The organism is Streptomyces sp. NPDC042100 (assembly GCF_055582325.1).
Genome location: NZ_JBVJDK010000006.1, coordinates 455,180 through 472,464, shown reverse-complemented (window position 1 = coordinate 472,464; position 17,285 = coordinate 455,180). Strand labels below are relative to the sequence as shown.

Annotated in this window: 16 protein-coding genes; 9 read left to right on the top strand and 7 right to left on the bottom strand. The window is 74.8% G+C overall.

Annotated elements, in window-relative coordinates; translation table 11 throughout:
- Positions 1 to 29: 29 nt before the first annotated feature.
- The 3 genes from ACZ6J5_RS16800 to ACZ6J5_RS16790 all read left to right on the top strand — a co-directional run bounded on the left by ACZ6J5_RS16800 (position 30) and on the right by ACZ6J5_RS16790 (position 3,970).
- Positions 30 to 1,262, top strand: coding sequence for an acyl-CoA dehydrogenase family protein (locus ACZ6J5_RS16800; protein ID WP_469392064.1), 1,233 nt, complete (start codon positions 30 to 32; stop codon positions 1,260 to 1,262).
- Between the two features lie 44 nt (positions 1,263 to 1,306).
- A complete protein-coding gene (locus tag ACZ6J5_RS16795; protein WP_469392062.1) occupies positions 1,307 to 1,840 on the top strand; it encodes a hypothetical protein in 534 nt (177 codons plus the stop codon).
- A gap of 180 nt (positions 1,841 to 2,020) precedes the next feature.
- The gene (locus tag ACZ6J5_RS16790; protein WP_469392061.1) at positions 2,021 to 3,970 is read left to right on the top strand and encodes a DNRLRE domain-containing protein; all 1,950 of its coding nucleotides are present in this window, start codon (positions 2,021 to 2,023) and stop codon (positions 3,968 to 3,970) included.
- 84 nt (positions 3,971 to 4,054) lie between these two features.
- Here the strand turns inward: ACZ6J5_RS16790 and ACZ6J5_RS16785 are convergent, their stop codons facing one another.
- The 3 genes from ACZ6J5_RS16785 to ACZ6J5_RS16775 form a co-directional block, all read right to left on the bottom strand.
- The gene (locus tag ACZ6J5_RS16785) at positions 4,055 to 4,735 is read right to left on the bottom strand and encodes a GNAT family N-acetyltransferase (protein WP_469392059.1); all 681 of its coding nucleotides are present in this window, start codon (positions 4,733 to 4,735) and stop codon (positions 4,055 to 4,057) included.
- 108 nt (positions 4,736 to 4,843) lie between these two features.
- Positions 4,844 to 5,959 (bottom strand): sugar ABC transporter permease, encoded by a 1,116-nt coding sequence (locus tag ACZ6J5_RS16780; protein WP_469392057.1) that lies wholly within the window; start codon positions 5,957 to 5,959, stop codon positions 4,844 to 4,846.
- Entirely contained in the window at positions 5,956 to 7,086 is a 1,131-nt protein-coding gene (locus ACZ6J5_RS16775) for an MFS transporter (RefSeq protein ID WP_469392169.1), read from the bottom strand. The genes ACZ6J5_RS16780 and ACZ6J5_RS16775 overlap by 4 nt, the downstream gene beginning before the upstream one ends.
- Before the next feature lie 233 nt (positions 7,087 to 7,319).
- On the opposite strand from ACZ6J5_RS16775, the gene ACZ6J5_RS16770 reads away from it, so the two are divergent.
- Together ACZ6J5_RS16770 and ACZ6J5_RS16765 are read left to right on the top strand one after the other, a co-directional pair.
- Positions 7,320 to 8,177, top strand: a complete 858-nt coding sequence (locus ACZ6J5_RS16770; RefSeq protein WP_469392055.1) for a hypothetical protein — start codon at positions 7,320 to 7,322, stop codon at positions 8,175 to 8,177.
- 112 nt (positions 8,178 to 8,289) lie between these two features.
- On the top strand, positions 8,290 to 8,937 hold the full coding sequence (locus tag ACZ6J5_RS16765) for a sigma-70 family RNA polymerase sigma factor (RefSeq protein ID WP_469392053.1): 648 nt from the start codon (positions 8,290 to 8,292) through the stop codon (positions 8,935 to 8,937).
- A gap of 76 nt (positions 8,938 to 9,013) precedes the next feature.
- Here ACZ6J5_RS16765 and ACZ6J5_RS16760 read toward each other — a convergent pair whose 3' ends face one another.
- Both ACZ6J5_RS16760 and ACZ6J5_RS16755 read right to left on the bottom strand, forming a co-directional pair.
- Positions 9,014 to 9,955, bottom strand: a complete 942-nt coding sequence (locus ACZ6J5_RS16760) for a DUF3592 domain-containing protein (protein ID WP_469392051.1) — start codon at positions 9,953 to 9,955, stop codon at positions 9,014 to 9,016.
- A gap of 26 nt (positions 9,956 to 9,981) precedes the next feature.
- Complete coding sequence (locus ACZ6J5_RS16755; protein ID WP_469392049.1) at positions 9,982 to 11,112, bottom strand: hypothetical protein; 1,131 nt, start codon at positions 11,110 to 11,112, stop codon at positions 9,982 to 9,984.
- Positions 11,113 to 11,401: 289 nt separating this feature from the next.
- Here ACZ6J5_RS16755 and ACZ6J5_RS16750 point away from each other — a divergent pair, with 289 nt between their 5' ends.
- Positions 11,402 to 12,847 carry a glyceraldehyde-3-phosphate dehydrogenase gene (locus ACZ6J5_RS16750; protein ID WP_469392168.1) on the top strand — a complete coding sequence of 482 codons (1,446 nt, stop codon included), beginning with the start codon at positions 11,402 to 11,404 and terminating at the stop codon, positions 12,845 to 12,847.
- 148 nt (positions 12,848 to 12,995) lie between these two features.
- On the top strand, positions 12,996 to 13,451 hold the full coding sequence (locus ACZ6J5_RS16745) for a tellurite resistance TerB family protein (protein WP_469392047.1): 456 nt from the start codon (positions 12,996 to 12,998) through the stop codon (positions 13,449 to 13,451).
- Between the two features lie 124 nt (positions 13,452 to 13,575).
- On the opposite strand, the gene ACZ6J5_RS16740 is transcribed toward ACZ6J5_RS16745, so the two are convergent.
- Both ACZ6J5_RS16740 and ACZ6J5_RS16735 read right to left on the bottom strand, forming a co-directional pair.
- On the bottom strand, positions 13,576 to 14,589 hold the full coding sequence (locus tag ACZ6J5_RS16740) for a LysR family transcriptional regulator (protein WP_469392045.1): 1,014 nt from the start codon (positions 14,587 to 14,589) through the stop codon (positions 13,576 to 13,578).
- A gap of 150 nt (positions 14,590 to 14,739) precedes the next feature.
- A complete protein-coding gene (locus ACZ6J5_RS16735) occupies positions 14,740 to 15,288 on the bottom strand; it encodes a carboxymuconolactone decarboxylase family protein (protein ID WP_469392043.1) in 549 nt (182 codons plus the stop codon).
- Between the two features lie 193 nt (positions 15,289 to 15,481).
- Here ACZ6J5_RS16735 and ACZ6J5_RS16730 point away from each other — a divergent pair, with 193 nt between their 5' ends.
- The gene (locus tag ACZ6J5_RS16730; RefSeq protein ID WP_469392041.1) at positions 15,482 to 16,066 is read left to right on the top strand and encodes a TetR/AcrR family transcriptional regulator; all 585 of its coding nucleotides are present in this window, start codon (positions 15,482 to 15,484) and stop codon (positions 16,064 to 16,066) included.
- Between the two features lie 561 nt (positions 16,067 to 16,627).
- Positions 16,628 to 17,116, top strand: a complete 489-nt coding sequence (locus ACZ6J5_RS16725; protein WP_469392039.1) for a winged helix-turn-helix domain-containing protein — start codon at positions 16,628 to 16,630, stop codon at positions 17,114 to 17,116.
- Positions 17,117 to 17,285: the final 169 nt, after the last annotated feature.

Sequence of the window (17,285 nt, the reverse complement as noted above, 5' to 3'; positions counted from 1 at the left end):
ACGACGGGGCGAGAGCTGAGGAGACGGCGATGGCCATGGCGATGGCGGAGCGGGACACACCCGGCGACAAGGCGCTGGACGAGGCCCTGCGGGAGCGGGTCGCGGCCTTCGTGCGCGAGCGGGTGTTCCCGCACGAGGGGCCGCTGGACGAGGGCGGGCCGAGGGCCGCGGAGCTCCGGGCACGGCTGCGCGAGCGGGCGCGGGAGGAGGGGCTGTGGGCCCTGCCGCTGCCGGCGGAACTGGGCGGCGGCGGGCTGTCGTTGGCGGCCTACGGGGCTCTCGCGGAGGCGGAGGGCGCCAGCGACCACGGCCCGGTGGCGCTGGGTTCGGCTTCGCTGCTGGACGTACGGATGCTGGCGCGGCACGGCTCGCCTCGGCTGCGCGAGGAGCTGCTGCCGGGGCTGGTCGGGGGCGGGCTGCGGGCCTGTTACGCGATGACGGAGCCGGACGTGCCGGGCACGGAGCCGGTGCTGACGGCCACCCGGGCGGAGCGGCGGCCGGGCGGCGGGTGGCGGGTGAGCGGGCGCAAGTGGTTCGTGTCGCACGCGCGGGACGCCGACGTGGTGACCGTGCTGGCGCGGACGGCCGGAGTCCCCGGGGACCGGGACGGGCTCTCGCTGTTCCTGGTGCCGGCCGGGGCGCCGGGGTTCCGGGTGGTGCGGGAGCTGCCGGTGTTCGGGGCGACGGGGCAGTACGAGATCGCCCTGGACGGGGTCGAGGTGGCGGAGGACGCGCTGGTGGGCCCGCCGGGCGGAGCGCTGGCGGTGGCGGGCGAGCGGCTGCGGCTGGGGCGCGCGCTGCGCGCGCTGCGCTGGCTCGGGCAGGCCGGGCGGGCGTTCGACCTGCTGTGCGCGCGGGCGGTGGAGCGGCGGGGCGTCCAGGGCCCGCTGGCGGGGCACCAGTTGGTGCAGCGGCACGTCTTCGAGGCGCTGCTGGCGCTGCGTTCGGCCCGCCCGCTGGCGTACGAGGCGATGGCGCTGGTCGCGGCGGGGCGGGACGCGCACGTGGAGGTGGGGCTCGCGAAGACGGCGGCGGCGCGGGCGTTGCAGGACGTCGCGGACCGCGCCGTCCAGGTGTTCGGCGCGGCGGGGCTCGGCCCGGACACGCCGCTGCCCGCGCTGCTGCGCACGGGGCGGACGGCGCGGATCCTCGACGGGCCGGACGAGCTGCACATCACGTCGGTGGCCCGCAGGGTGCTGCGGGCCACCGAGGCGGCGACGGGAACTTCCGTGGCCGGCGGGGCGTTGCCGAGGGCGACTTGACTGACTGTTCACCTTGCTGACCGAGAGAATCGAGTGTGCGGGCCATGGCCATGGTGGGTCTGTTCTGGATCGCCGAGGGCGACGTGTACGTGGGCGCGAAGCCGTCCGGGCACGCCCCCGGGATACGTCTGACCCCGGAGGCGGTGGTGGGGCTCGGCGACGGGCAGTCGCGGCTGCACCTGTGGGAGGACGTGCGGGCCCTCACGGTGTCGGACGTGCCGGTGAAGACGCTGCTGCGGCAGGTCGGCGCGGTGAAGGACCTGGCGATCGGCACGGTGCTGGAGCTGGCGATGGCGAGCGGCGTGGGGCTGGGCGGCGAGGCGCCGCCGCTGCTCACGGTGGCGGTGGAGGACGCCGAGGGGACGCGGGAGCTGCGGGCGTACGTGGCGGCGGCGCGGGGCTACTCCCCGACGGAGGCGGACCTGTCGCGGGAGCTGCTGTCGCGTCTGACGGAGGGTGCGGCGACCCTGGAGACGACGCTGGCGGCGATGGCCCGCTGGGGTCGCGCGCGGGAGGGCGGCACGCCTCGGCAGGGGGAGCGCGAGGCGCTGCTGCGGGAGTGGCTGGACACTCCCTAGCGCGGGCCAGGTGCCGGTCACGCGGGCCCGTTCGGGCACCGGAGGCCGCCTGTTCGCGGGCCCGTGGCCTGCGCACTCGCGGGTACTGTCGACCGAACCGGACCGGACACCCGTTCGGACCGGCGGCCGAGGCCCCCACGCGCACGACCGGCGCGGGGCGCCGCCAGGAGGGGAGCACCGGTGTCCCGACACCCCCTGAAGGACCGACATCCGAAACGCTGGGGACGGAGAATCCTGGGCCTGTCGAGCGGCCTGGCGCTGGCGACGACCCTGCTGGTGGCCCAGGGCCCCGCGCCGGAGGCCCCCGGTACGGCACGGGCGGAGTCCGCGCCCGCGCAGTCCCTGCGGGCGGCGCCCGCGGCGGCGACCGCCGACACCGGCGCGGTCTCGCCGTTCGCGCAGAGCGGCCCCCGCAACCTGATCAAGCGCCTCCAGGACACGTACATCAGCAGCACCGACGACGCCGACCACTCGCAGGGGCACCTGCTGCACGTCGGCACGCCGGACGCGGGCGCGACGAGGTACCGCAGCTTCCTGCAGTTCGACGTCTCGCGGCTGACCGGCGCGAACATCAACCGGGCGTACCTGCGGATGTACAACTCCTTCGTGGCCGCCCCGGACTGCGGACAGAACTCCTGGTACGGCGTGTACCGGGTGACCGAGCCGTGGAACCAGTCCACGATCACCTGGGCGAACCAGCCCGCCGTCGGCGAGGGCATCGGCTCCTGGTTCGGCGTCGGGCACCCGAACGTCGCCGGCTGTGAGGACCAGCCCGACACCTACCTGCCGGACGAGTCCAAGGGCATCGTCCGCGTCGACGTCACCGACATGGTGAAGGGCTGGACCCGGGCGGGCACGACCACGCCCAACTACGGCATCCGGCTGAGCGGGCGCGAGGGCGCCCCGGACGCGGCGACCGGCGTCACCGGCTACCACGACTTCTGCTCCATGAACCCGGCGGGCGCCACGCAGGACCGCGCCTGCACCAAGTCGTACTTCACGCCGACGCTGGAGGTCGAGTTCAACGCCGGCTCGACGCCGCTGATCACGGGCAACGAGTACGGTCCGCCGTACGCGGGCGGCTACCCCGCCGCCGAGGAGACCCTGGAGTTCCTGGACTCCGCGAACCCCTCGGTGTGGGAGGCGTCCAAGCCGTACCAGCGCTGGCTGCCGGACGCGTACCACTCCGTGGAGGACGCGACGCTGAAGGGCGCCGACTGGAAGGGCGGCACCTCGCACAAGCTGCGCCCCGGCGGGGCGTACGGCAGCGGGAACGTGCTGATCACCGGCGACGGCGGCAGCGGCTTCATCGGCGTCGTCCCCTACCCGGCGCTGTCCGGCTACCACTGGGCGATCAACGTCAAGGGGGCCGGTGAGCCCGGCGACCTGCACGGCGTGGACCTGCTGCCCGACGGAAGCGTCGTCGCCGCCTTCGCGGGCGTGGACGGGGTGCCGGGCAAGGTCGAGCTGTACACCAGGGAGCAGGGCCGGCCGGGCAAGGGCAACTGGAGCGGCACGCCGGTGCAGACGATCCCGCTGAACAGCGCGCACGAGGTCGTCGCCGACGCGAACGGCAGGGACGTGTGGGTGCTCGGCGGTCTGGAGCTGCGCAAGCTCACGTACGACCCGGCCACCAAGCGCTTCGCGAACACGACGGGCACCTCGTACCCGCTGCCGAAGAACCCGAAGGGCGAGGGCGCCTGGGGTCACGACCTGACCCCGGTGTACGGGAACCCCGACCGCTTCTGGGTGGGCGCGAACGCGGGCGTCGTCCAGTTCTCCAAGAGCGGCGCCGCCGACTGCCACAAGGACACGTACACCAAGTGGCCCACGCTGGCGGCGGTACAGGAGATCCCGAACGGCGCCAACCGCTGGTGCACGGACTACTCCAACGACCTCGCCAACTCGCGGACCATGCTGAACAGCGTGGGCAGCGACCCGGTGTCCCAGCGGGTGGCGACGACCTGCTCGAAGGACTGCGGTCTGGCCAACACCGGCTCGGACGGCAAGCCCACCTACACCACGAGCTGGATCGAGATCGCCGGCCGGACCGCCGGCAAGGAGCAGTACCGGTGGAGCGAGAACAGCAAGCACTACAAGGTGACATGGGCGGTCGCCGCCTATAAGTGACGCGGCCCCCGGGCCGAGGCCCCGGACCGGTCCCTGCGCGAACCGGCCCGGGGCCTCGGTCTTCCCGTACCTTCTCCGCTCCGCTCAGGCGTCCCAGGCGCGGGGCCGGTCCAGCCGCTCCCATTCGGGGCGCAGCAGCGCGTACCGCGCGATGTCGTAGCGGCGTCCCCGGTGCAGGCAGGCGGAGCGGGCGACGCCCTCCCGGGTGAAGCCGGACGCGGCGAGCACGGAGAGCGCGGGCGCGTTGGAGGTGTGGGTGTTCGCGGTGAGCCGGTGCATCGGCAGCTCGCCGAAGGCCAGGTCGACGAGGGCGTCGAGCGCGGCGGGCCCGTACCCGTGCCCCCGGTACGGGGCCGCGAGCAGCAGCTCGACCTCGGCGGTGCCGTCCACCTGGTTCTGCTCGGTGAGCGCGATGTGCCCGACGGGGGTGCCGTCGGGCCGCAGCACCAGGAAGTCGTCCCGCTCGTTGTCCTCGACGCACCGCTCGATCCGCTCGCGCAGCGCGGACAACGGGCGCGGCCAGAAGCCGATGTGGTGGAAGGCCACGGGGTCGGCCCGCCAGGCGGCGAGGAGTTCGGTGTCGTCCACGTCGACCGCCGAGAACCCGACGCCCGCGCCCCGCCAGACGATCACCCGCTCCTCCCCCGCCGCGCCGTCGCCGTCCGTGTCGCTCACGTGCTCGTTCACGTGCTCTTTCACGTCCTCGATCCCGTCCTCTTTCCCGTTCCCGTTCCCGTTCCCGTTCCCGTTCCCGTCCTCGCTCATGGCCGGATGCTAGGCCGCTCCCCACCTCGGGAACCAACGGTTTTCGCAGCTCAGCGGCGAGAGCGCGTGCCAGGCGTCGCGAGGCGGACGGGACTTTGACGACAGGCCCTAGACGCGGGTGAGGTCGACGTCGCCGCGGCGGGCGGCGAGGGCCAGGGCGAGGAAGAAGTCGCCCCAGATGAGTTCACGGTTCGGTGCCGTGTCCCCGGCGGGTTCGTAGCAGCCGTCCAGGAGCATCCCGCCGGGCCGCCCGCCCGAGGGGTGCCCGGGCCGGGTGAGCCGGGTGTCGGCGAGGTGGCGCAGGACCGCCTCCGAGCGGGTCGCGCAGGCGGCGGCCCAGGGGGCGCCCGGGACCAGGGCGAGCTTGCGCAGGGCTACGGCGGTGATCGCGGCGGCCGAGGTGTCCGGAGGGCCCGAGGAGCGCCGGGCGTCGGCGGGCGGGACGAGCGGCCCGGTAAGGAACTCGCCCCTTTCCAGGAGCTGTTCGGCCGCCTCGGCCAGGTCCTCCGGGGGCCGTGTGGGCGGGCCTTCGCGGGTGCCGACCCGCAGCAGGGCGTCCGCCAGGGCCAGCAGGAGCCAGGCCTCACCCCGGGTCCAGCCGGGGCCCGGCTCGCCGTCCTCGGCCCAGCGGGCTGTGTCGGTGTCGTACCGCCAGGACGGCCGGGGGCGGCCCCCGCCGCCGGGCAGGCACAGCTCCAGGTGGCGGCGCAGGTGCGCGCCCGCCGCCCGCGCCCCGGCCGGCCCGGCGGAGGTGAGCAGCGGTACGAGACCGGGCGCCCCGTCCGCCCTGGCCCGCAGCCGCTCCCCGCCGAGCGCCGCGCCCCAGGGGACGAGGCCCAGGCCCGGGTCCCAGGCGTCCAGGGCCGCGCGGGCGGCGCGGGCCCGCAGCGCGTCGGCGGCGGGGTCGGCGAAGGCCAGGGCGGTGCCGTACCAGAGGATCAGCCCGCGGGTCGCGGTGTCGGCCGTGGCCCAGGGGGCGAGGCGGGCGGTGCACGCGGAGGCGGCGAGCGGGTCCGCGGCGGTGACCCCGGCCCGGTGCCGGGCGCGCAGCCACAGCAGCCCGGCCCAGAAGCCGCCGGTCCAGGAGCCCCGGCCGGTCGTCGTCCAGCGCCCGTCGTCCGGGTCGGCGTACAGGGGGAAGCGGGAACCGACCTGCGCGGCCGTCCCGCCGGCCCGGTGCACCAGCAGGGCGAGGGCCGACTCGGCCCAGTCCGGGGCGGTCATGCCTCGCCCTCGCGGACGCGCCGGTCCCGCAGCGCCCAGGTGAGGGCGACCGCCCCGGCCAGGGCGAACTCGACGGCCACCAGCGCCCAGCCCTGGCCGTAGCGGGCGCGGGCGGCGAGGAGGCCGAACAGCGGCGGTCCGACGGCGAACCCGGCGAAGAAGCCCGCGGCGACGAGCGCCGAGTCCTGTCCGGCGCGTCCGGGCGCGGACCGCTGGAGGACCAGCACCATGGAGACCGCGTTGCCCGCGACGGCGAGCCCGCCCACGGCGACGGCGCCCGCCCACACCAGAGGCGGGGCGTGTTCGGCGAGGGCCAGCAGGACGGCGGCGGCCACCGCGCCGACGGCCAGCAGGCCGGGCAGCCAGGGCGCCCGGCCCGGGACGGCGGCGCGGGACCAGCCGACGCGGCCCGCGATGCCGGCGACGCCGAGGACCGCGACCAGGGCGCCCGCGAGCGCCGGGCCCATGCCGAGGCGCCCGGCGCCGTACAGGGCGAGGTAGGTGTTGACGGAGGCGATGCCCGCGCCGAGGAGCAGCGAGTATCCGGCCAGCCAGGCCACCGGGCGGCGGTCGGCGACGGCCGGGCCGCCGGGGACGGTGGTGGGTGCGGGGGCCATGTGCGGCGGCACCATGTGCCAGGCCCACACGGCGGCGAGGGCCGCGGCGGCGGCCGCCGCCCAGACGGCGCCGCGCCAGCCGAGCACCCCGGCGGCGGAGGCGAGCGGCAGCCCGGCGGCGAAGGCACCGAGCTGCACCCCGGACTGCTTGGTGCCGGTCACGGCGCCCCGGCGCGGGGGCGGGACGGCCGCCAGGATCGCCTTGTTGGTCGCCGGGTTGGCGAGGGCCTGCGGCACGCCGCCGAGGGCGACGGCGGCGAGCAGCGCCCCGGGGCCGGGGGCGGCGCCGATGAGGGCGAGGGCGAGCGCGGAGAGCGCGAGGAGGGCGACGAGGGCGTGCCGGGGGCCGACCCGGTCGACGATCCGTCCGCCGAGCGGCGACAGCACGGCGGCGGTGCCGAAGCCGACGGTGGTGGTCAGGCCGAGCAGGGTCGCGGAGACGCCGAGCCCGTCCACCAGGCGCGGGCCGAGCGCGCCGAGCAGGAAGAGCTGGAGCATCGAGAACGCCATGGCCGTCGTGAGCAGCGCGGTCAGCCCGCGCGCCGGGCGTTCCTCGCTCAACGGCCACCCCTCCCCGTACCGCGTCCGGTGTCTCCGGCCGCTTCCGGGAGGAGGAGTCGGCGGGGAGCGCCGGGGAGTTCCCGGGCCCTCTTGTGGGACGGGCCACATCTCGCGTAGGCATGTTCCGCGCCCGGCGAGGGGGCGGGCGGGGCGGCGGGGAGGGGTGCGAGGATGGGCACGCCATGACACCGGACCGGTTAGCGCGAGCGGTACGGGCCGCCCTGTTCGCGGCCGTCTGCGTGCTGCTCGCCGCCACCGGTCACATCCTCATGTCGGGTCGCCCGGTGCCCGTTTGGGGGCTCGGCGCGGCCTTCGCCGCGACGGCGGCGGCGGCTTGGGCGACGGCCGCCCGCGAGCGCGGCCTGGCGGCCGTGACGGCCGCGGCGGTGGCGGTCCAGACCGTGCTGCACTCGGTGTTCTCTTGGGCCCAGGCCGGTGTCTCGCCCGCCTCGGGCGTGGGGGTGGGCTTGGGCCACGGGGGCGGCGGCGCCGCCCTGTCCGGCGCGCACATGTCCTCGGCCGCCACGGGTTCGGCGGCCATGGGTTCGGCGGCCATGGGCGCGACATCCGTGTCGCCCGCCGACATGGTTCCGGCCGGCATGGGTCCCGCCGACATGGTGCCGCTCGACATGGCTCCCCCGGACATGTCGCCGATGGACATGGCCCATCTCGCCATGGGGCACATGCCCGGTCTCGGGGTCGATCTCGGGGTCGATCTCGGGGGCGGTCTCGGACCCGGCGGTGATCCTTCCGGGCTCCCCGTCTCCTCGTCCTTCGGGATGCTGGCGGCGCACCTGCTGGCCGCGCTGCTCAGCGGGGTGTGGCTGGCGTACGGGGAGCGGGCGGCGTTCCGCCTGCTGCGGGCGCTGCCGGCCGGGCTGTTCCGGCCGCTCGGGCTGCTGCTCGCGGTGGTGCCGGTGGGCGTGGACCGGCCGAGGTTCCGGCCCGTGCGCCCGGGTGACGACCGACCGCCCCGGCGGCTCCACCTCGCCCATTCCCTCGTCTCACGCGGTCCGCCACGGGCGGTCGCTGTCGGCTGACGACAGCCGGATCCCCCGGGCCCGCGCCCGGGGCCCCGGCCGTGCCCTCGGGGCCGGCCGGCGCACCCCTGTGCCTTTCCTTCCGCACTCCTTGACGAGGATCCGAGGACCCATGGCGATGACACCTGCCCTCGACCGGGCGCCCGCTCCGCCCCGCCATTCGGCCGAGTCCGACGCGGCGACGACGCTGCTGGCCCTGGCGGCCCGCGACGGCGACCCGGCGAAGGCCGACCAGTTCGTGCGCGCGCTCCACCGTGACGTGTGGCGCTACGTGGCCTATCTCAGCGCGGACCGCCAGTCCGCCGACGACCTGACCCAGGAGGTGTTCCTCAGAGCGCTCGCCGCGCTCCCCCGTTTCCAGGGCCGTTCGTCGGCCCGTACCTGGCTGCTGTCGATAGCCCGGCGTACCGTCGTCGACAGCCTCCGGCATGCCGCCGCCCGGCCCCGGCTGTCCGACCGGGACGACTGGCAGACGGCGGCCGAGCACGCCCAGCCGCGCGATCTGCCGGGTTTCGAGGACGGCATCGCGCTGGCCGAGCTCCTCGCGGCGATCCCCGGTGAGCGCCGTGACGCGTTCGTGCTGACCCAGTTGCTGGGGCTGCCGTACGCGGAGGCGGCGGAGGCGATCGGCTGCCCGGTCGGCACCGTGCGCTCGCGGGTCGCCCGCGCCCGCGCGGGGCTGCTGGCGCTGCTGCGACACGAGGAAGGCACGGCGGGGGCGGCGGCTGCGGCGCGGGCGCCCGCGCTGGCCCTCGCCTGACGGCGGGCCCGCCGCCCGGGGCCGGGCCTCCCGGCCCCGGGTCCGGCCCCGCACCCGCACCCGGCCCCGTACCCGCTCAGGACGCCAGAACGATCCCGCCGCTGACGAGGGCCGCCAGGCCCAGCAGGACGGCGAGGACGGAACAGCCGAAGTCGGCGCGGCGGGAGCGTCGTTCGCCCGGGAGGTCCGGGGTGAAGACGGCCGGGTCGTCGGGGCGGTAGTGGATGGAGAGGGTCCGGCCGAGCGTCCCGACCGGGCCCTTCGCCCCCGAACCGGCCGTGGCCGCCTCGGCCTTGAGGCGGTCGGGGTCCTTGACGCCGACGGGCCAGTACGCGGTGACGTCCGTGCCCTCGTGGGTGGTGAAGGCGACGACCGGCTGGTGGTGGGTGGCGGTGTCGCCGTCCTGGTCGACGGTGACGTCCGTGAGGACGGCGATGATCCGGCCGGGCACCGGGGCGAGGGCGGACAGCGCGGCGGCGCGCTCGCGGGTGACCCGGATGGTGCCGGGCAGGTAGAGGACGGCGCACAGGGTCCAGGGCGCGCCGGCGCCGAGCAGCGCCCAGGGCCAGCCCCAGGCGAGGGCGGCGGCGGTGACCAGCCCGGCGTACAGGAGGAAGAGGGCGGTGTGGGGCAGGCCGAGGCCGCGGCGGCCGTCCTGGAGGTCGTTGACGAAGCGGTACGCGTGCGGCCGGCCGGGCGGGTAGCGGAGGCCGACCGCCCGGCCGGGCCATGCGACGCGGACGAGGTCGCCTCGGTCGCCCTCGTTGGTGACGGTGAACTCCTCGCCCGTTCCCGGGTCCTGGAAGGTGACGACGACCGCTATGCCCTCGCGGCCGGAGGATCCGTGGCGCGGCGGGGTGACCCGGTCGATGCGGCCGGTGACGCGGACCGCGCGCTGGGCGGCGGTGACGCCGGCCAGGGAGCGTGCGTAGCCGACGAGGGCGACGGCGCCGGAGAGCGCGCACCACGCCGTGAGGGAGACCTGCCAGCCCCAGCCCATGCCCGTACCCATGTCCATCAGATGCTCCTTGGTCCTTCCGTCGGTCAGTGGGCCGGGGTACGGCGCTGGACGGTTCCGGCGGCGTCGGCTTCGAGTGCGGCGGCGCCTCCGCCGGCGCCGGTGACGCCGATCCTGAGGGTGAGGGCGCCGGTGAGGTTCTCCGCGGTCAGCTGCCAGCTGTGCGGGGTGCGCACGCCGAGGGTGGTGGTGGCCTCGCGGACGAGGGCGGGAATCCGGTCGTAGGGCAGGCGCGTGGGGTCGAAGCCGGGGGCCGGCGAGCCGGCGGGGGTGAAGACGGCGGTGAGCTGCCTGTCCTGGACGACGAGGGTGAGGAGGCGGCGGTCCTCCTGGCCGCCGCTTCGGGTCAACGCCTCGATGGAACGGCGGAGTTCGCCCTGGTCGAGCATCGAGCGGCCGGGGCCGAGGGTAACCGTGCCGGTCGCGGAGGACACGACGGTGGAGGAGCCGCCGGAGGTCCCGGGGGCGCCGGTCTCGGCGGGTCCGGTGGCGGCGGGCGGCGCGGCGGGGTCGGCGGGGCCGGGGCCGAAGAGTTCGGCGCGGAAGAAGAAGACCACGGCGGCGGCGGAGAGCAGCAGCACGAGGAGGGTCAGCCAGCCGACGGCGGCGCCGTCGCGCGGGACCTCGGAGGTGACGGCGGGGCCGGGGGCGGAGTCGATGCGGGCGCCCTCCGCGCGCTCCTCCCACCGCGGGGTGGGGCGGCGCACGATCCGCACCTGCCAGGGGCGGTCGGGCGGGTACTGGACGACGACGATGCCGCCCGGCCGATAGTCGGGGAGGTCGACGAGGTTGATGCCCTGGACGAAGACCACGCGGTAGGCGGGGGCGTCGTCGGGGGCGACGGTGACGTCGAAGCGGACGGGCACGTCGCTGGTCTCCCCTCCGGTGGCGCGCCGGTCTTCGATCAACGCCAGTGCGGTGTGGGGAACTTGGGCCGCCTCGCGGGCGCGCCTCGGGGCGCCGGCGGCGACGTGCAGGAGGCCGTAGGCGGTGGGCACGACGAGGCCGGCGACGAAGAGGAGGACGTGTTCGATGACGGTGCCGACGACGAGCGCGGCGAGGGAGCCGCCGATGACGGCGCCGGTGAGCATGGAGTGGGCGTGGTGGAGGGCGGGGCGGCGTGGCGGTGCGCCCACGGCTGCCGGGCTGATCGTCATACGGGGATTGTGGCGGGTGGGGGCGGCGGGCGGTAGGCGTGCGCGGCGTCCTCGCGCACGGCGGTCCTTGGACAATCCGGGGCGCGGCGGCGCGGGCGGCGGGGGCGCAGCTCACGGGCCCGGAGGCGGTGCCATGGGTGCGGGAGGGAGGGGCGGGGCGGCGGTGGCGACTCGAAGATGACCGGTTCACGGGGACGTGACGACCGCCTCCCCGGGGACCCCTTGTAGGCGGGTATGACGGTCGGGTTAGCATATGAGCACTGCCTAGCTCGATCGAGAGATGCTTTCTGTGACTGTCAACGAGGACTCGTTCACGAACTGGAAGAACCGCGAGGAGATCGCGGAGTCCATGATTCCGATCATCGGGAGGCTGCACCGGGAGCAGGACGTCACCGTCCTCCTGCACAGCCGCTCCCTGGTGAACAAGTCGGTGGTGAGCATTCTCAAGACCCACCGATTCGCCCGCCAGATCGACGGCGAGGAGCTCTCGGTCACCGAGACCATGCCGTTCCTGGAGGCGCTGACCACCCTCGACCTGGGCCCGTCCCAGATCGACATCGGCATGCTGGCCGCGGAGCACAAGGCCGACGACCGCGGCCTGTCCGTGGCGGACTTCACCGCCGAGGCCGTGGCCGGCGCCGTCGGCGCCAACAAGATCGCGCGGGGCGACGGTCGTGACGTCGTCCTGTACGGCTTCGGCCGCATCGGGCGCCTGGTCGCCCGCCTGCTCATCGAGAAGGCCGGCTCCGGCAACGGGCTGCGGCTGCGCGCCATCGTCGTGCGCGGCGGCGGCGACCAGGATCTGGTGAAGCGCGCCTCGCTGCTGCGCCGGGACTCGATCCACGGCCAGTTCCAGGGCACCATCACCGTCGACGAGGCGAACAGCACCATCGTCGCCAACGGCAACTCGATCCGCGTGATCTACGCCAACGACCCCTCCGAGGTCGACTACACGGCGTACGGGATCGACAACGCCATCCTGATCGACAACACCGGCAAGTGGCGCGACCGCGAGGGGCTTTCCAAGCACCTGCGCCCCGGCATCGACAAGGTCGTGCTGACGGCTCCGGGCAAGGGCGACGTCCCGAACATCGTCCACGGCGTCAACCACGACACGATCAAGCCGGACGAGCAGATCCTGTCCTGCGCGTCCTGCACCACCAACGCGATCGTCCCGCCGCTCAAGGCGATGGACGACGAGTACGGGGTGCTGCGCGGTCACGTGGAGACCGTCCACTCGTTCACGAACGACCAGAACCTGCTGGACAACTACCACAAGGCCGACCGCCGCGGCCGGTCCGCGCCGCTCAACATGGTGATCACCGAGACCGGTGCCGCCTCGGCCGTCGCCAAGGCGCTGCCGGAGCTGAAGGCCCCGATCACGGGCAGCTCGATCCGCGTCCCCGTCCCGGACGTCTCGATCGCGATTCTCAGCCTGCGCCTGGGCCGCGAGACCACCCGCGAGGAGGTCCTGGAGTACCTCCGCGACGTCTCGCTGCACTCGCCGCTGAAGCGCCAGATCGACTTCACCACGGCCCCCGACGCCGTCTCGATGGACTTCGTGGGCTCGCGCCACGCGTCGATCGTGGACGCCGGCGCGACCAAGGTCGACGGCGACAACGCGATCCTCTACCTGTGGTACGACAACGAGTTCGGCTACTCCTGCCAGGTCATCCGGGTCGTCCAGCACGTCTCGGGCGTCGAGTACCCGACCTTCCCGGCTCCGGCGGTCTGATCCGGCCGGTCCGACGGGTACATCGCGCGCACGCCGAACGGCGGCGGGGCCTTCGCCCCGCCGCCGTTCGGCGTTTCCGGGAACCACCGGACCCACTGGTACGTTCTACAAGCCAGTAGAAACAACCGACGTCTGGAGTGCTTGCCCCATGGCCCTGTGGGACCGCATCAAGGAGTCCGCATCGACGATGCAGACCCAGCTGCTCGCCAAGAAGAACGACCTGAAGAGCGGCGCCTTCCGCGACGCGAGCATGGCGATGTGCGCGCTGGTCGCCGCCGCGGACGGCACGATCGACCCGTCCGAGCGGCGCCGCGTCGCCCAGCTCATCGCGACCAACGAGGTGCTGCAGAACTTCGACGCGCTCGACCTGCAGCGCCGCTTCGACGCCAACCTCGACAAGCTGGCCGCCGACTTCGACTTCGGCAAGGTCAGCGTGCTCCAGGAGGTCGCCAAGGCGAAGAAGAAGCCGGCCGAGGCCCGCGCCGTCGTGCAGATCGGCATCATCATCGGCGGCGCCGACGGCGACTTCGACAAGACCGAGCAGGCCGTGGTCCGCGAGGCATGCTTCGCGCTCGACCTGCCGCCGCACGAGTTCGACCTGTAGTCGCCCGGCAGCGCGAGAAGGTGCCGCGGCGCACCGCCGTCCTCGGGGCCCGGTCGGGGGTTTGGGTCCGGGGAGGGGGCGGTGTGCCGCGGCACCGGTTCAGGGGGGCGGGACGGTCCGCGCCTCAGGGGGCGGGGCGGCCCGCGACGCCCGGGTCGAGGGCCGGCAGCGCGGCCGGGTCCTCCTGCCGGTCCGGGTAGACCGCGCAGGCGAGCGCGGTGGCCTGGCGGAGCGTCTCGGTGAGGTTCTCCCAGTCGAGCGCGGGGCGGTCGTCGGCGCGCGCGGAGACCAGTGAGGCGTTCCAGCGCATCCGGGGGACGCCGGGCAGCGGGCGCAGTCCGGTGGCCTCGCGCGCGGAGGCGGCGAGCGCCATGGGCAGCATCGCGCAGCCGAGCCCGGACTGGGCGGCGGCGCGGACCCCGGCCATGGAGCCGAGCTCGTGGATCTCGGGCGGCCCGTCGGAGCGGAGCCGGAGGAATTCGGGCAGCCAGCGCTGCGAGGGACAGTCAGGGTCCGCGATGACCACCTGGCGGCCCGCGGAGGCTCGGCCACGGGCCCGGGAGACGCCGGTGACGGGTACGAACTCGACTTCCTGGAGGCGTACTTCGGTGAGGTCGTCCGGGCGCTCGGCGCGCGGCTGGTCGGGCAGTCCGGCCGGTCCCGCCATGGGGTCCTCGGCCTCGACGACGGTGAGGACGAGCGCGCCGTCGATCGACCCGGCGCGGAAGGCGTCGTGGATCTCGGCGGTGCCCATCACCCGCAGGGCGAGCTGGACGCCGGACAGCAGCCGGCGGCCGATGTGGGTGACGCGGGCGAGCTGCTGCCCGTACGCGAGGGCGGGGACGATGCCGACGGTCATCCTCGGCGGGGGCGCGGCGGGGCGCCGCAGTGCGGTCTCCATCTCGCCGACGAGGGTGAGGATCTGGCGCGCGTAGTCCGTCAGGACGGTGCCGGCGCGGGTGAGGCGCACACCGTTCGGGAGGCGCTCGAAGACGGGCTCGCCCACCTGGCGTTCCAGGGCCCGCATCTGCGCGGTGACGCTGGACTGCGAGTACCCGAGGCGGCGGGCCGCCTGGGTGAAGGACCCGGTGAGGGTCACCTCACGGAAGGTACGAAGGGTTCTTGCGTCGATGTCCACGTGAATAACCCCCTTGCCGCCCCCCGGCGGCAGCTGGACTCGGATGACAGGTCACGCCACCCGTTCGATCGCCCCAGTCGGTCTGTCACACCACAGGGGTGCCGGCACGCTCCCTCGCGCGCCGGCACCCCTGGTCGGCCGCGAAGGACTCTACTCGGCGAGCTGGGCCGGGACCAACGGAAAGTCCAACTCCGGTTGCGCAACGTGATTGAAGAAGTTGGACAGCACGTTGAGCGCCACATGCCCGACGATTTCGGCCAGTTCGGCGTCGGTGACACCGGCGGCGCGGGCGTCGGCGAGGGCGGCGTCGGTGACCCGGCCGCCGGTCTCCATGATCGCGCCGGTGATCCGCAGCACCTGGTCCATGTGCGGGTCGCCGGCGTCGGCGCCCCGGCGGGTGTCGAGCAGTTCCCGCTCGCTCAGCCCGACCTTGCCGCCGCGCAGGGTGTGCGCGGAGACGCAGTAGGTGCAGTCGTTGCGCTGGGCGATGTAGAGCGCCAGCTGCTCGCGCTGCCGGGCGCTGAACGCGCCGCCGACCAGCGCCTCGCGCAGGGCGAGGTAACCGCGCAGCGCGGCGGGGCCGTTGGCGAGGGCGGCGTAGAGGTTGGGCAGCTTGCCGAGCTGCTTGAGGGTGCCCTCGAGCAGTTCGCGCTGCTCCTCGTTGGCTGTGTCGACGGTCAGTTGGGGCAGGCGGGGCATGACGCTCTCCTTGAGCCGAACGCGAGACGGGATCGCGCGACGGAGCCGCACGGCCGAATCGCGCGACGGAATCGCAAGACGGAACTGATCGGTACCATCCTGACGGTACCGATCGGTTCCATCCGGCGCAACGGGAGGCGCCCGGTCCGGTACGGGGATCCCGCCACGACGGAACCGAGTGGTACCGTCTGGTATGGCCACGAACGCTAAAGAACGGCTCCTCAGCGCGGCGGAGCGGCTCTTCTACGAGGAGGGCATCCGCGCCGTCGGCATCGAGCGGATCCTCTCCGAGTCCGGGGTGGGCCGCGCCTCCTTCTACCGCCACTTCCCCAGCAAGGACGACGTCGTCGTCGAGGTGCTGCGGCGGCGCGACGGCATGTGGCGGGCGTGGCTCGACGGCCGCATCGAGGCGAGCGCCCGCGAGCGGCCCGAGCTGCCGCTCGCCCTCTTCGACGGCCTCGCCGAGCGCTTCGCCTCGGCCGACTTCCGCGGCTGCGCCTTCATCAACACCATGGTCGAGACGGCCGACCCGGAGAGCCCGGCCCACCACGTGGCCGCCGAGCACAAGGAGAGGGTCATCGCCCGCCTCGACGGGCTGCTCGCCGACGGCGGCTACCGCGACCACGAGACCCTCGCCCGCCAGCTCGCCCTGCTCGGCGACGGCGCCATCGTCACCGCCCTGCGCGAGGGCACCACCGAGGCGGCCCTCCGCGCCCGCGCGGTCGCCACGGTCCTGCTGAGCACCGCCGAGCGCGAGCCGTCGGCCGACCCGGCCTGACCCGGGCGGCCTGACCCGGGCGGCCTGACCCGGGCGGCCTGACCCGGGCGGCCCGGCCCGGGCGCCCCGGAGCCCGGTGCCGGGACCGGAACCGGGACCCGCAAGTAGGGACCTTGGTCCCTGGGCGGGCCGAATCATGCCCTCTACCCTCGGGTTTGAGGTTTACGACGCGTGCGGAACCGCCACAGTGGCGAGCGCACCGGAGCGGGAAGGGAGGCGGGACCTTGGACACCAGTCCGAGTCGGAGTCGCACTTACCCTTCCGGGCACCTCCCCGCGTGCCCGCCGCTCTTCGGCATGCGCTGACGCCCGCACCTCCTTCAGGTGAGGCGTGACGCCGCCGTCTCACCACGAGGGGCCGTCATGGCTTTCGCCGCCCTCTTCCCCAGCCTCTTCCCCAGGGCCCGTCCCGGCACCGGCGCGACCGTACGTCCCGCGCCGCTCCGCCACACCCGTACGGCCTCCGGGGCTCCCCGCGCCCGGGCCCGCCGCGTACCACCGTCGGCCGTCCGGCGCGCCCTTCGCTGAACCCAGAACTCTTCGCACCCATGGAGGTGACGACATGAACGACACCCTCTGCACCGACACCCGCCGCCCCGAGACCCTGGCGGCCAACTGCCGCATCCCGGGCCGCCGATCGCCGACCGGACCCGGCAGCGGCGCGCTCCGCCGCCGGCCCCTGTCCCGGCCGAACGCCTTCCTCTTCGCCGAGGCGAACGACCTGCCCAGGACCCCCGTACACCGGGCGGGCCCTCTGGTCGTGGACTGCGGCAGCCGCCGCGCCCGGATCCAGGGCCGCGAACTCGACCTGACCTGCATGGAGTTCGAGCTCCTCGCCCATCTCGCCGCCCACCGCGGCCGCGCCTGGTCCCGGACCCGCCTGCTGGAGCTGGTCTGGCAGCGCGTCGCCACCGGCGACCGGGACGGGGAGACCGTCGACGCCCATGCCGGACGGCTGCGCGACAAGCTCGGCGCCGAGGGCCGGGGGCTGCTCCGCACCGGGCCCACGGGCGCGTACACCCTGGCCGGCGAAGCCCCGGCCGACCGGTGAGACCCCGTCCCTCCACCGGTTCGCCGACCGCCGGGGGGCGGCCCGCATTCCCCACTCCGCACCCCGCCGGAAGCCGAAGAAACCGAAGAAGCCGAAGAAGCCGAAAAGGCCGAAAGAACTGAAGAACAATAGGGGAATCCTGCCTGCAACCGATTGATCGCGGATCCGT